We start from the raw sequence: 13,594 nt of genomic DNA, 5'->3' as shown, positions 1-13,594 counted from the left end.
ACGAGTCGGGGGGAGCGATATGGCGGTCTCGATGGCCGGTTTACCGGCGTTTTTGCTATATTTTGTGGTCGGATCAGCGCTGATCACGGGTTTCGCTCTCATCTACATGCGGTTGACCGCGCATGACGAAATCGCACTGATCCGGGCAGGGAATCTCTCCGCCGCGATAGCGCTAGGCGGCAATCTCGCTGGTTTCTCGATCCCGCTCGAAAGGGCAATCGCCCAGGCGAACAGCATTCCCGACTGCGTGCTCTGGGCGCTTGCCGCGATGCTGATCCAGTTCGCGGCCTACGGGCTTGCCCGCGCCCTGATCCCTGATCTCTCGAAGAAGATCCAGGAAGATCGCCTCCCGTCTGCCGCAATGCTGGCGGTGATCGCGGTGATCAGCGGCACGCTGGCAGCCGCCAGCATGACGGTTTGAGGGGAGGGGGTCATGAAGCGCTCCTCGCAGATCGGATTGGCCGCGGTGGGTGTGGTGCTGGTCGCGATCGCGTGGCCGCGCTCGGAGGACGAAGTGGAGGATACGCTCGTCTACAACTCGCTCGCCGATTGTCGCGCAGCCGGGCAAATCTCCGGCAGCCAATGTGAGCAGCGTTTCAACGAAGCCTCCGCAAATCAACTCCGCGACGCGAAGAAGTTCACGAGCGCCGGCGCATGCGAAGCCGAGTACGGCTCCGGTTCCTGTCAGAGCGCGGTCTGGAATGGCGCGCAGGTCGTTATTCCGGCGCTTGCCGGAATCATGCTCGCGCGCAGCTTCGCGCAGGGCGGCGGTTCAGCCCAGCCGCTCCTGCCGCCGACGCGTCAGGCCTGCCCGCCCGGCAGTCTGGCTGAGGAATGTCAGCAGGCCCGGTCTTCGTCGTCCGGAGGAGGCGGCAGAGGCGGAAGTTCGCGCGCCTATTCGACAGCCTCGGGACAGGCACTCGTCGCGCGCAACGTATCGTCGAGCGGCGTCGCGAGCATGCCGAGCGCCGCCTCTCGCGGCGGCTTCGGCTCGACCTCCCGGTCCTACAGTTCCTCCTCTTCGTCCTGAGATGCGGCGGGTTGCACTGGCACCACGTCGGGATTGGCAGGCGCAGGTCGAGCGTCTGGGCTTCGCCTTCCACACCCTCGACGGCGAGGCCTACTGGGACGAGAGCGCCGCCTACGTCTTCACGCTGGAGGAGATCGAGCGCGATATCGAAGCGCCGACAGGCGAGATCGAACAGCTTTGTTTTGCCTTTGTCGAACGCGCGATCGCCGAAGAAGAAATCCTGACCCGGCTCGCCATCCCGCCCATGCACTGGCCTCTGATCCGCGACAGCTGGCAGCGCGGCGACCGCAACCTCTATGGTCGGCTCGATCTGGCCTATGACGGCAGCGGGCCGGCCAAGCTGCTGGAATATAACGCCGATACGCCGACTGCGCTGTTCGAATCGAGCGTCGTGCAATGGGACTGGCTCGAGCAGGCCATGGCACGGGGTGCCCTCCCGCCCGGTAGCGATCAGTTCAATTCGCTGCACGAACGATTGATCGGGGCCTTTGCGGCCCTGCGCGAGCCGTCGCCCTATCAGCTGCATCTGACTTGCGTCCAGAACAGCAACGAGGACAAGGGCACCGTCGACTATCTCAAGGATTGCGCGGTCCAGGCCGGTCTCGACGCGCGTTTCACCTTCATCGAGGAGATCGGACTGCTTGCCGACGGACGGTTCTGCGACGGAGCCAACCTGCCGATCGAGACGCTGTTCAAGCTCTATCCGTGGGAGTGGCTCTTCCGAGAGAGCTACGCGCAGGCTCTGGCTGGCTCACGCTGCCAGTTCATCGAGCCGCCCTGGAAAGCGCTTCTCTCCAACAAGGGCCTGCTTGCCTGCCTCTGGCAGATGGAGCCCCGCCACCCGAATCTGCTGCCTGCCTTCTTCGAGGGCGACCCGCGTTGCGCGGAGCTCAGTCCACGCTATGTCCGCAAGCCGCTGTACTCGCGCGAGGGTGCCAACATCGCGCTGATCGAACGGGGAACGGTGCTGGACAGCGATGACGGCCCCTATGGGGCGGAGGGCTTCATCCTTCAGGACGCTGCGCCGCTCGCCTCTTTTGCCGGTTACCATGCCGTGCTGGGTTCCTGGCTCGTTGCCTCGCAACCCTGCGGACTATGTATCCGCGAGGATGTGACGCCGATCACCAAGAACACGTCGCGCTTCGTGCCGCATTACATCGAGCCGTGACCGCTCCCGCAAAGCTTGCTACAGCCGGCGCCTGAGACCGCAACGCGCGGCCTGAGCAACGGCGATTCACGACATGTCCCAGCCCAATCAGCCACGTGGCCTCGACCACCTCGTCATCGGCGTGCGTGACCTCGATGCTGCCGGCGAACTCTATGCGAAGATGGGCTTCAGGGTGGGCGCCCGCAATCGACATCCCTGGGGCACGGAGAACCGCATCGTGCAGTTTCCGGGGGCCTTCCTCGAACTGATCACGATCGGCGACTCCGAGGCAATTCCACCCCATGCCCATCGTCGCTTCTCCTTCGGAGGCTTTGTGCGCGATCAGCTCGCTCGGGCAGAAGGCCTGTCGATGCTGGTTCTCGAAAGCCGCGATGCGAAGGCCGATGCGCAGGCCTTCGAAGCAGCCGGAATCGGCGATTACGAGCCGTTTTTCTTTGAGCGACAGGCGCGCAGTCCCGATGGGAACGAGGTCCGCGTTGCCTTCTCGCTGGCCTTTGCCCGCAACGCGTTGGCACCAGCTTGCGGCTTCTTCGTCTGCCAGCAGCACGAGCCGCAGAATTTCTGGAACCCGACCTTCCAGCAGCATCCGAACGGCGTGCAGGCGCTGGCCGCCGCCGTCATGGTTGCGGAGAATCCGACCGACCACCACGTTTTCCTATCGGCCTTCACTGGCGAGCGCAGTCTGAAATCCAATTCGCTCGGCATCAGCGCAACCCTTCCGCGCGGTCGCGTCGATATTCTGACGCCGCATGCCGCCTACCAGCTCTTTGGGGTCGAGGAGGGGAGAAATGATCCGCATTTCATCGGATTCGCGGTCGCGGTGAAGGATCTCGATGCGCTGCGTGGTGATCTGGACGCGGCTGGGGTGGAGTGGCGGCAGATCGGTAGTCGCATCGTCGTACCGGCTAGCAACGCCATGGGCTGCACGGTTGCGTTCGAGGCGAACTGAAGCGCAGGATCGCTCAAAGAATCACTCGGGGGATGACGATGCTCGGCCAGGCTTTGGCGCGATTGCCGGATTTTGCGCTTTTCTTTTCGGCGTCGCTTGGGCTCGTTGCCATCTATCTGCTGATCTATACCCTTGCGACCTCGCATAATGAATTCGGCCTGATCCGCCGCAACAACGTAGCTGCTGCACTCTCGCTGGGGCTCAGCCTCACGGGTTTCGCCCTGCCGCTGTCGAGCGCCGTGGTCCACGCAACGACGATCATCGACCTCGTGGTCTGGGGCATCGTCGCCCTCGTGGTGCAGTTGCTGGTTTATTTCCTGGTCAGGCTCGTGCTGCCCAACCTGTCGGCGCGAATCGCTGCCGGGGAGCTGGCCGCCGCGCTGTTCCTCGGTGCCGCCTCGCTTGCGGCGGGGGTCATCAACGCGGCGACGATGACCTTCTAGGAGCCGTGGACTCTTGGGATTCCCACGGGCGCTGATGCGTGATTCAAGGCTGTCTTTTGGAGGCAGCCATGGGCGTTCTGGACCGCCTGATTCTTCGGGACGATCAATGGGAGCGGATCTCGCCCCACATCATCGGTGATGAGAGGACGCGCGGTTCGTCTGGTCGCAACAACCGGATGTTCGTGGAAGCGGTCTTGTGGATCGTGCGAACTGGCTCGCCTTGGCGCGATCTGCCAGAGGTTTTCGGCGACTGGAACAGCGTTTTCCGTCGCTTCAGCCGCTGGAGCCACAAGGGTGTCTGGTGGCGCATCTTCGCGGCGATGTCGGACGATCCGGACTTCGAGTATCTGATCGTCGATTCCACGATCATCCGCGCTCACCAGCACGCTTCGGGCGCTAAAAAAGGGGGTCTGAAGATCAGGCCCTTGGCCGCTCTCGCGGTGGCCTGAGCACCAAAATCCATATGGCCGTCAGAGGTCTTGGCTGCCCGGTGCGCTTCACCCTGACCGCCGGCCAACGCGGAGATTGCCCGCAGGCTCACGCCCTGATCGACGGCTTGCCCGCCAAAGTCGTCATGGCCGACGCCGCCTATGATGCCGATCCCCTGCGTCGAGAGATCGCAGAAAAGGGCGCCTTGGCCGTCATCCCAAACAACCCTTCGAGAGCCCGCAAATATCCCCTCGACAAGCACCTCTACGCACAGCGCCACCTGATCGAGTGCTGCTTCTCGAAACTCAAGCAGTTTCGTCGCGTCGCGACGCGCTTCGAAAAGACGGCCAGACACTACCTCGCCGTCGTCACAATCGCCGCGACGATCCTATGGATCAGATAAGTGTCCACAGATCCTAGAGCTGGTTCGCGAGCTTGCTGCCGGCGCGGACAAAGCGCGTCGGGTCGATTGGCTCGCCGTCGATCCGGGTTTCGTAATGCAGATGCGGACCGGTCGAGCGCCCGGTGGTGCCGACCTTGCCGACCACGGTACCGCTCGTCACCAATTGTCCGGCCGAAACGCTGATTGCAGACATGTGAGCATAGCGCGTGGTGATGCCGCCAGCATGTTCGATCTCGACCATGTTTCCGTAGCCGCCGGTATATTCAGCCGAGACAACCTTGCCGGGCGCAGTGGCGCGGATCGGCGTGCCAGTTTCCGCGCGGAAGTCGATACCGGTATGCATCGCCGGGCCGCGGGTGAAAGGGTCGACGCGATAGCCATAGTTCGATGTCATGTCGACCTCGCCCTGCATCGGCTTGCGAAGGGGCAACTGCTCAACAAGACCGCGCAGCCGATTCACTGCCGATATGCGCGGTTGCAGAGCGCTCAATGTGGCCTCGAAGGGACCGGCGGATGCATCCACCTTGAAGGGGACGAAGGGGCCGCCGACGCCCTTGGCGACCGTCGTCGAAGCGGCAAGCTTGTCGGTGTCGAGTCCGGTTTCCGCCAGCGCACCGCGCAGCGTTTTTTGAGATTCGGCGAGCGATTGGTCCATATGGCGCAGCGCGGCGAGCTGAGCAGTGGCTGTCTCGGACAGCGATTGGTCGAGCCTGGTCAGCGATTCAGCGACGCGTTGCGCGGGCGGTTGCGGAGCTTCCTCCGCCTCCCCCGATTGCCAGGGAACGCTCTTGCGCTCTTCCGAGCTGCGGAGCCCGGGAACGTCGGGAGCCGGCATCGGCTTGCTCGAGGTGATCGGCGCGAAGCTTGAGACGCTGGAGGCACGGATCGGCTCCTCCGCCTTGATCAGGCGCGAACGCAGCGGAACCTTCGCAGGAGATGCAATGCCGCCGGCCTGCAGCGTTTCGGTGACGGCGGCCACCAGGGCCTGCTTGCTCTCCAGTTCGGCCTGACGGGTGGCCAGTTCGTCGACACGCGCCTCGACGCCATCCTGATCGAGCAGGGCGCGGCTGGCGAGCCGGTCGATATCGGCGCGCAACGCCGCGATCCTGTCTTCATAGGCATATTGCCGGGCGGTCTCGCGGGCGATCAACCGCGCCGCGATGTCGTCCTTGCTGAGGATGTACCAGCCGGTCACACCACCCCAGGCAGTCGTAAGGGCCAGAAGCGAGAGGCCCGCGAAGGCCGTCGAACGGCGGATCGTGTAGCTCTTGTGCGAGGCCAGCCCCGTGACGGGAAGGGCCGGACCAGGCGAGGTGGGATGAGTCATACGCAAAACCGGATGTAACGCTGCCGATGATGCGAGTAGACCTTGTTAGGGTTAATCCTTTGCAAATCGCTGGCGCCGGCTCAGCATTCTGCCGCGGCTGTCACATCGCCCGGACGGCCGCCAGGACCTCCTCGGCATGGCCCGTGACCTTCACCTTCGGCCAGATCCGGGCGATGCGCCCGTCTTGGCCGATCAGATAGGTGGTTCGCTCCACCCCCATATACTTGCGGCCATACATGCTCTTCTCGACCCAGATGCCGTAGTTCTCGAGCACTCCGCGAGCTTCATCTGCGACAAGGGGGAAGGCGAGGGCATATTTCTGCTTGAAGCGATCGTGACGCTTGATCGGATCGGGAGAGATTCCGATGATATCGGCCCCAGCCGCAGCAAACTCGGCATGCAAGGCGTTGAAGGCAATCGCTTCCTTTGTGCAGCTCTCGGTATCGTCCTTCGGATAGGCGTAGAGCACGACCTTGCGCCCCTTGAGGTCCGCGAGCGAAACCGTGCCGCCGCCGTCCCTGGGCAATGTGAATGCTGGCGCGAGATCGCCCACTTGCAAGCCCATGAATTGCCTTCCTTTTGTCGCGATCGCGCTGCAAGGAGCGCAAAGAATCGATGGGCAGGGTATGCCGCCCGTTCATGCGCCAGCCAGCCTGGGTGGAGCAGAAGCCGAATCGGTTAGTCTGGCCGCAACATCCGTGTAACCCGCCTACGGTCATTCAGGCCGGCGAAGACTCATAGAATCTGGTGAAGCCGGACCGAAGTCGCATTTCGGCCCTTTTCAGAACGCGAAAGTCCTTGGTGAACGAGAGTAACGACAAGGTCGGTCAGGAGCCGCCGCAGGTTGCGGCGGCCGAAAGCACGACCTGCGATGAGGTCGCTGCTGTCGCACGGCGCGCGAAGGCTGGGCTTGTCACGATCGTGGTGGCTGTGGCCGTCGCACTGGTGACGTTGGCGGGTGCGGCCGGAGCGCTGCTGGTCACCGGGATGATTCCGCTCTCGGGCCTCGAGGGCCGAATCTCGGCGGCTATTGCAGAGCGGCTCGGCCCCGACTGGCAGGTCGAGGCCGGCAGCGCCGAGCTCAGTCGGATCGACGGACATTCCCAACTCAGGGTTAGGCAGGTTTCGTTCCGCCATCGCAGCGGTGCAGCCTTCCGTGCGCCGGAAGCCGTGCTCGGCTATGTGCCACTGGCACTGCTGCGTGGAGAAATCCGGCTGGTGTCGGTCGACCTGCGTGGCGTCAATATGCGCCTCGGCGTGAATCATGATGGCACATTGATCGTGAATGCGGATGCGGCGCCCCCCGAACCCGTGGTGCAGCCGCCCGCGATTCCAGATGCCAGCCATTGGAAGGTCTTCACCAACATCATGGAGGCGGTCGCGACGGTTGCTGCCGGAGACGGTCTTCTCGGGGCGCTCGAAACGGCAGGCATGCGCGGAGCGAGGCTGGCACTGGTCGATCCCGATGGCCGACAGAAGACCAGCCTCGAGGATGTCGACATCAAGCTGTCGCGTGTCGGCAACGGCGTCAGCCGTCTCACCATGAAGGGCCGGACCGGCTCGCGCTGGAAGGAGCTCGCTGTCGACCTGTCGGCCGATCCGGATGGAACGCAGCGGGCGGAGATCGATGTCGTTCGCTTCGAGCCCGCCGAGGCCGTTGCTCTCGCCGTGGGCACGTCGAGCGTCGCCATCGACGGGCTGCCGATGAAGGGCAAGATCTCCCTGGCTCACCGACCGGGCGGTCAAAGCAAGATGTCGGCGCGCTTCGACATCCTTCCCGGCACGATCACCTTTCGCGACAGCCCGGTCGCGCCGATCTCGGTCGATGCCGCGCATGTCGAGCTGGAGAGCGGAACGGGGCTTGCTGATTTCCGTGTGACCTCCGCGGAGTTCAAGGCCGGCCCGACATTGCTGCGCGGTTCCGGCAGCTTGCGTGGAGAGAACGGCGTCTGGCGCGTCGGGCTGGACGCAAAGGGGCAGATATCGGGAATCGGCTCGGATCCGGCAGTCGCCATCGATAGCATTCAGAGCGGTATCGTCCTCGACAGCTCAGCCGGGGAGGTCCGTATCGAGAATTTCTCACTACGCGGTCCTCTGATTGCGGTCGACATGACCGGGCTTGTGCAGAAGCGAGGCGATTCTCCCACTCAGCAGTTCTGGGTCAGGGCGACGGATTCGGATGCGCGGGCCGCCCTTGCTGTCTGGCCGGGGTGGACTTCGCCCCAGCTGCACGCTTCGCTGACCCGTGAAGTGGCCGCGGGCCGCCTTGCTTCGGTGGATGTGAAGGTCGACCTGCCGGCAGAAGACCACGCCAGAATGCTGCAAGGTGCGGGCATGCCCGACAAGGCGCTGCTCGTAACGGTGGACGCGACGAATGTGCGCTACCTGCCGGGGCCTGGACTGCCGCCGCTGATCGATGGTGCGGTCAATGGAACCGCGACCGGCCGCACGGTCCAGCTCAGCATCCCAAAGGCAACCGCCGACCTGGGTGATGGCCGCAAGCTCGCGTTGAGCGAAGGCAGCTTTGCCATACGCGATACCTGGGCACCGCGTCCTCAAGCCAAGATCGGCTTCCGCTCCATCGGGCCGGCTGATGCGGTTGCCGCACTCTTCACCTTTCCGGCGCTCAAGGAATTCAATCCCGGAGCGGGCGATCCGGCGTTGATCCGTGGCAGTAGTGACCTGAAGACCGTCATCTCCTTGCCGATGGCCGACGAAATCCAGCCTTCCGACGTCGTGGTCCAGAGCTCCGGCACGCTCTCCAACATTGCCTCCGATACATTGCTCGGCACCGAGAAGCTCGAAGGCGCCAATTTCGCGGTTGGTTTCGACAGAAGCGGCCTTTCGATCCGGGGCGAAGGCCGCGTCGGCGGCGAGCGTGCGCAGATCGAGATTCGTCAGAACGCGAAAGGACAGGGCGAAGCGACCCTCGCCTTCGCGCTGGACAACGCCGCCCGCCAGAAGCGCGGCTTCGGGCCGGAACTCGGCGTCAACGGTCCCGTGCAGGTCAAGGTGTCGAAGCAGCTCGGCAAGGGCGCGGATGCCGCACCGCGCGTCGAACTCGATCTGACCAAGGTTGCGATCGACGGGATAATTCCTGGCTTCACCAAGCCTGCCGGGCGGGCAGGGCGGGCCACCTTCAATTACATCGCCGATACCGAGGGGCCCGATCTCGACGACTTCACGCTCGATGCGTCGCCGGTCCTGATTCGTGGCAAGATCGAGCTCAACAAGCAGAGCGGATTTGAAGGAGCCTCTCTCTCCCAGTTCCGGATCTCCCCCGGTGACAACCTCAAGCTCGAGGCCAAGCGCGACGGCGCCGTGACGAAGCTGGTCATCCGTGGGCAGGTTGCCGATGTGCGGCCCTTCGTTCGTGACCTGCAGGTTGGGGCGGCTCCGACGGCGCGAGGCGACAAGAGCGCAGCGCGCAGCAACGACGTCGATGTCGATCTCGATGTGCCGATCCTGACCGGCTTCAACAACGAGGCGATCGGCAACGGCGTGCTGAAGTTCTCGAAGCGCAATGGCGACCTGCGCTCGCTGAGCTTCGACGGTCGCATCGGCCGGTCGAGCGTGTCCGCAAGGCAGACCCGCCAAGGCGAAGGCGCCGGCACACTTGTCCTGCAGTCGGAGAATGGCGGCTCGGTGCTGCGCTTCTTTGACTTCTACCGCCGGGCTCACGGCGGCGATCTGGTGCTGACGCTGGGCCCGGGCGACACGCGCCAAAGCGGAGAGCTGCTCTTCCGCAATTTCGTCGTGCGCGACGAGCCGGCGTTGCGGCGGGTCCTCGGAGAGCAGGCGGTGACGGCCCTGTCCGGTGATCGCGTTGGTGGGGCGGGCGGCCGCATCGATGCCAGCGAGGTCGCCTTCACCAAGCTGCGGGCAGAGTTCACCCGTTCTGCCAGCCGCCTGGATGTCTCGGACATGGTGATCTGGGGCCAGCAGATTGGGTTCACCCTTCAGGGGAATGTCGATTACGGCCGCGACAAGGTCGATATCGGCGGCACCTTCGTGCCGAGCTATGCCTTCAACAATGCCTTCGCACAGGTCCCGGTTGTCGGGATGATCCTTGGTGGAGGCCAGTATGGCGGCCTGTTCGCCCTGAATTTCCGGATAATGGGATCTGCCAGCGCGCCGACCATGTCGATCAATCCGCTTTCGGCGATTGCGCCCGGCATCCTGCGTCGTTTCATTGATCCGCTCGGGGGCGCCCCTCTGGAGCGCCCCGCCAGACCACCGGTCCCAGCACCGAGCCAGGCCCAGCGCTGAGGCTTGAGGGCGCCTATTCCGGCCGCAACAGGACGTGCTTCTTGCGGCCGAAGGAGAGCTTGATCACGCCCTCTGGCGAGAGATGGCCCGCACCGAGCGCTGCGCGCTCATCGGTGACGACCTCGTCATTGACGCGAAGGCCGCCGGACTTGACCTGCCGGCGGGCTTCGCCGGTCGAGGGCACGAGGCCGGCTGTGACGAAGGCGGTCAGGACGCCGAGGCCTGCGTCGAGAGCGGCCTGCGAAATTCCGACGCTTGGCAGGTCCTCTGCGAGCGTACCCTCCTCAAAGGTCCGGCGCGCCGTCTCGGCAGCCGCCTCCGCAGCTTCGCGGCCGTGCAGCAATGCGGTGGCTTCGGTCGCGAGCACCTTCTTGGCGTCGTTGATCTCGGAACCTCCGAGGGCGGCCAGACGAGCGATCTCGTCCATCGGGAGCTTGGTGTAGAGCTTCAGGAAGCGCTCGACATCGGCGTCCTCGGTATTGCGCCAGAACTGCCAGAACTCATAGGGGCTCATCAGATCGGCATTGAGCCAGACAGCGCCATTGGCGGTCTTGCCCATCTTGCCGCCCGAGGCCGTCGTCAGCAGTGGCGAAGTCAGCGCGTAGAGCTGCACATTCGCCATGCGGTGGCCGAGGTCGATGCCGTTGACGATATTGCCCCATTGGTCGGAGCCGCCCATCTGCAGCACGCAGCCCGTGCGCTTGTTCAGCTCCACGAAGTCATAGGCCTGCAGGATCATGTAGTTGAATTCGAGGAAGGACAGCGACTGCTCGCGGTCGAGCCGCATCTTCACGCTGTCGAAGGATAGCATGCGGTTGACCGAGAAGTGCCGGCCGACATCGCGCAGGAACTCGAGATAGTTGAGCCCGAGCAGCCAGTCGGCATTGTTCATCATGCTCGCCGCGCCATCGAAGTCGAGATAGCGGGCAAAAACCTTGCGGATACCCGTCAGGTTGCGCTCGATGTCTTCGACCGTCAGCAGCTTGCGCGCCTCGTCCTTGAAGGACGGATCACCCACCATCGAAGTGCCGCCGCCCATCAGGGCGATTGGCTTGTGACCGGTCTCCTGCATCCAGTGCAGCATCATGATCTGGATCAGCGAGCCCGCATGCAGAGACGTCGCGGTGGCGTCGAAGCCGATATAGGCGCTGATCGGCCCCTTCAGCGCAGCCGCATCAAGCCCTTCCGGATCGGAGATCTGATGAACATAGCCGCGCTCGGAGAGAACGCGCAGAAGATCGGATTTGAAAGTCGTCATGGCGAAAGCTCGTTTGCATGATGCGACCTCATCCTTGGGGAGCAACCGCGGATCGCGCCCCGAAGGATGTCTCCAGCGCGTACTGGGTCGTCCTTCGGGAAGCCGCTTCGTGGCACTTCAGGATGAGGGCTGAATTCAGACCTGTTCCTGTTCGGCCTTGCTGATTTCGGGGCCGACCTTGCGGTCGAGATAGGCGCTGACCGCCTCCATCAGCTGGTCGACGCGACCATCGAAGAAGTGGTTGGCGCCCTCGACGACGGCGTGTTCGATCTGGATGCCCTTCTGGGTCTTCACCTTCTCGATCACGGCCATGACTTCCTTGACGGGCGCCACCCGGTCTTCAGAACCGTGCACGAACAGTCCGGAGGACGGGCAGGGGGCCAGGAAGGAGAAATCATAGCGGTTCGCCATCGCGGCGATCGACATGAAGCCCTCGATCTCCGGGCGGCGCATCAGAAGCTGCATGCCGATCCAGGCACCGAAGGAGACGCCGGTGATCCAGCAGCTCTTGGCCTCGGGGTTCAGCGCCTGCATCCAGTCCAGTGCAGCAGCAGCGTCCGACAGTTCACCGGCGCCATGGTCGAAATGGCCCTGGCTGCGGCCGACGCCGCGGAAGTTGAAGCGCAGCGCCGAAAAGCCCCGGTTCACGAAAGTGTAGAACAGGTTGTAGACGATCTGGTTGTTCATCGTGCCGCCGAACTGGGGGTGCGGGTGCAGGATGATGGCGAGCGGAGCGCCCTTCTTCTTGGCGGGCTGGTAGCGACCTTCGATCCGTCCGGCCGGTCCGTTGAAAATCACCTCGGGCATATCACACTCGCCTTTTGTTGGGGCAGAGCCGCGCGCAACCGGCAAATCGGCGGCAAACTGCCGTCCAAAATGTCCTGCTGCCCTTGACGGACCTACCGCTCGCGCCCTACATCAAGCGCTTAGAATAGTTCTAACAGCCGTGAACAAGACCGGAACAAACGAGCGGTTTGCCGTTTTGGCGAACCTGCGGTCCCGGAACACGGCCGGTTGGATGGGCGGCTATAGCACGGCGCAGGGGTGCAATTTCAAGCATTTCGTGCCGGCGTGGCCGATGCTGGATCGGAGCTTCGCAAACGTGACCGGGTCAGCCCGCAGCTATCTCGACCACAACGCCACAACGCCGGTTCGTCCGGAGGTGGCGGAGGCGATGTTGGCCGCGCTGCGCATGCCGGGCAATCCATCCTCCGTCCACACTGAGGGCAGGCTGGCGCGGGCGGCTGTCGAGAAGGCACGGGAGCAGGTCGCGCAGCTTTGCGCCGCCAGACCGGCCAATGTCGTTTTCACCAGCGGCGGCACGGAGGCCAATGCGACGGTGCTTTCGCCGGCGCTGATGGAATGCAGTGGCGGGCGCGATTGCGTGCGTATGCCGGGCTCGCTTCTTCTCTATGGCGCGACCGAGCATGCCTGCGTCCGCGACGGTCATCGCTTCGCAGGAGGCGCGGCGGAAACCATTCCGGTTGACGCGGCCGGCCTCGCCGATCTGGCCTGGCTCGAGACGCGACTGCAGAGATTGGCCAGCGAGCAGCCCGGCGCGCGGGCGCTGGTGTCGCTGCATCTTGCGAATAACGAAACCGGCGTCATCCAGTCGATTGCCGAAGCAGCGGTCATTGCCAGGCGCTACGGCGCGCTGCTGCACTGCGACGCGGTTCAGGCTGCCGGCAAGATTCCCGTCGATATCAACGCACTGGGCGCGGATGTTCTGGCGCTGTCTGCACACAAGATCGGTGGTCCGAAGGGGGTTGGCGCGATCGTCCTCCGCAGCGGGACCTACGAACTCGCCGACAAGCCGGTTCGCGGAGGCGGGCAGGAGCGTGGCTGGCGCGCGGGTACCGAAAACGTTCCCGGCATCGTCGGCTTCGGCGTTGCTGCCGAGATCGCCGGCAAGGCACTCGCGACCGAGGCGGCCAGGCTTTCGAACCTCCGCAGCACGCTGGAAGCTGGAATCCTCGCTCTCGCACCGGAGACGGTCCTATTCGGTCGCGCTGCTCCGCGTCTGCCGAATACCAGCGCCTTCGCGACGCCGGGGATCAAGGCGGAAACGGCGTTGATCATGCTGGATCTCGCTGGCATAGCGCTCTCGTCCGGCTCGGCCTGCTCCTCGGGCAAGGTCAAGCGCTCGCATGTCCTGGATGCCATGGGCGTCGACCCTGTCATGAGTGCGGGGGCCTTGCGGGCGAGCCTGGGATGGACCACTTCCGAGGCCGACATTGCTGATTTCCTTGCGGCATACGCGAAGGCGCTTGCCGCGAAAACCGGTCGGGAGAGGCAGGCGGCGGCCTGACTGTTCCGGC

Annotated in this window: 12 protein-coding genes; 8 read left to right on the top strand and 4 right to left on the bottom strand. The window is 64.1% G+C overall.

Annotated features, from left to right (window positions below; genetic code table 11):
- Positions 1 to 64: 64 nt before the first annotated feature.
- From FG93_RS17605 to FG93_RS31935, 6 genes are all read left to right on the top strand, one after another.
- Entirely contained in the window at positions 65 to 421 is a 357-nt protein-coding gene (locus FG93_RS17605) for a DUF350 domain-containing protein (protein ID WP_210165828.1), read from the top strand.
- A gap of 12 nt (positions 422 to 433) precedes the next feature.
- Entirely contained in the window at positions 434 to 1,030 is a 597-nt protein-coding gene (locus FG93_RS17600) for a DUF1190 domain-containing protein (protein ID WP_043236679.1), read from the top strand.
- 1 nt (position 1,031) lies between these two features.
- Positions 1,032 to 2,198 carry a glutathionylspermidine synthase family protein gene (locus FG93_RS17595; RefSeq protein WP_043236678.1) on the top strand — a complete coding sequence of 389 codons (1,167 nt, stop codon included), beginning with the start codon at positions 1,032 to 1,034 and terminating at the stop codon, positions 2,196 to 2,198.
- A 73-nt stretch (positions 2,199 to 2,271) separates the two neighbouring features.
- Positions 2,272 to 3,147, top strand: a complete 876-nt coding sequence (locus tag FG93_RS17590) for a VOC family protein (protein WP_043236676.1) — start codon at positions 2,272 to 2,274, stop codon at positions 3,145 to 3,147.
- A gap of 38 nt (positions 3,148 to 3,185) precedes the next feature.
- The gene (locus FG93_RS17585; protein WP_043236886.1) at positions 3,186 to 3,590 is read left to right on the top strand and encodes a DUF350 domain-containing protein; all 405 of its coding nucleotides are present in this window, start codon (positions 3,186 to 3,188) and stop codon (positions 3,588 to 3,590) included.
- A 68-nt stretch (positions 3,591 to 3,658) separates the two neighbouring features.
- Positions 3,659 to 4,422, top strand: a protein-coding gene (locus FG93_RS31935; protein WP_152579493.1) for an IS5 family transposase whose coding sequence is annotated in 2 segments (ribosomal slippage) — positions 3,659 to 3,994 and positions 3,997 to 4,422 — 762 coding nt in all. Because the reading frame shifts where the segments join, the coding sequence is not laid out codon by codon here.
- 13 nt (positions 4,423 to 4,435) lie between these two features.
- Here FG93_RS31935 and FG93_RS17570 read toward each other — a convergent pair.
- Both FG93_RS17570 and FG93_RS17565 read right to left on the bottom strand, forming a co-directional pair.
- The gene (locus tag FG93_RS17570) at positions 4,436 to 5,749 is read right to left on the bottom strand and encodes a M23 family metallopeptidase (RefSeq protein WP_052513896.1); all 1,314 of its coding nucleotides are present in this window, start codon (positions 5,747 to 5,749) and stop codon (positions 4,436 to 4,438) included.
- A gap of 100 nt (positions 5,750 to 5,849) precedes the next feature.
- On the bottom strand, positions 5,850 to 6,314 hold the full coding sequence (locus tag FG93_RS17565; protein WP_043236672.1) for a peroxiredoxin: 465 nt from the start codon (positions 6,312 to 6,314) through the stop codon (positions 5,850 to 5,852).
- Between the two features lie 236 nt (positions 6,315 to 6,550).
- Between FG93_RS17565 and FG93_RS17560 the strand changes: the two genes are divergently transcribed.
- Positions 6,551 to 10,018 carry a hypothetical protein gene (locus FG93_RS17560; RefSeq protein ID WP_152579492.1) on the top strand — a complete coding sequence of 1,156 codons (3,468 nt, stop codon included), beginning with the start codon at positions 6,551 to 6,553 and terminating at the stop codon, positions 10,016 to 10,018.
- A gap of 13 nt (positions 10,019 to 10,031) precedes the next feature.
- Here the strand turns inward: FG93_RS17560 and tyrS are convergent, their stop codons facing one another.
- Positions 10,032 to 11,276, bottom strand: coding sequence for a tyrosine--tRNA ligase (tyrS, locus tag FG93_RS17555; protein WP_043236669.1), 1,245 nt, complete (start codon positions 11,274 to 11,276; stop codon positions 10,032 to 10,034).
- A gap of 135 nt (positions 11,277 to 11,411) precedes the next feature.
- The gene (locus FG93_RS17550) at positions 11,412 to 12,083 is read right to left on the bottom strand and encodes an alpha/beta hydrolase (RefSeq protein WP_043236668.1); all 672 of its coding nucleotides are present in this window, start codon (positions 12,081 to 12,083) and stop codon (positions 11,412 to 11,414) included.
- Between the two features lie 295 nt (positions 12,084 to 12,378).
- Here FG93_RS17550 and FG93_RS17545 point away from each other — a divergent pair, with 295 nt between their 5' ends.
- Positions 12,379 to 13,584: a cysteine desulfurase family protein gene (locus FG93_RS17545; RefSeq protein ID WP_152579491.1), complete on the top strand. Its 1,206-nt coding sequence runs from the start codon at positions 12,379 to 12,381 to the stop codon at positions 13,582 to 13,584.
- Positions 13,585 to 13,594: the final 10 nt, after the last annotated feature.

It is taken from the genome of Allobosea sp. LC85, from assembly GCF_000735605.1.
GTDB lineage: Bacteria > Pseudomonadota > Alphaproteobacteria > Rhizobiales > Beijerinckiaceae > Allobosea.
This window is presented reverse-complemented; position numbering and strand designations above follow the sequence as displayed.

Bases quoted from the DNA above. Each gene is read 5' to 3' on its own strand.
- FG93_RS17600 (WP_043236679.1), top strand. From the start codon at position 434: ATGAAGCGCTCCTCGCAGATCGGATTGGCCGCGGTGGGTGTGGTGCTG.
- FG93_RS17595 (WP_043236678.1), top strand. From the start codon at position 1,032: ATGCGGCGGGTTGCACTGGCACCACGTCGGGATTGGCAGGCGCAGGTC.
- FG93_RS17590 (WP_043236676.1), top strand. From the start codon at position 2,272: ATGTCCCAGCCCAATCAGCCACGTGGCCTCGACCACCTCGTCATCGGC.
- FG93_RS17585 (WP_043236886.1), top strand. From the start codon at position 3,186: ATGCTCGGCCAGGCTTTGGCGCGATTGCCGGATTTTGCGCTTTTCTTT.
- FG93_RS17570 (WP_052513896.1), bottom strand. From the start codon at position 5,749: ATGACTCATCCCACCTCGCCTGGTCCGGCCCTTCCCGTCACGGGGCTG.
- FG93_RS17565 (WP_043236672.1), bottom strand. From the start codon at position 6,314: ATGGGCTTGCAAGTGGGCGATCTCGCGCCAGCATTCACATTGCCCAGG.
- tyrS (WP_043236669.1), bottom strand. From the start codon at position 11,276: ATGACGACTTTCAAATCCGATCTTCTGCGCGTTCTCTCCGAGCGCGGC.
- FG93_RS17550 (WP_043236668.1), bottom strand. From the start codon at position 12,083: ATGCCCGAGGTGATTTTCAACGGACCGGCCGGACGGATCGAAGGTCGC.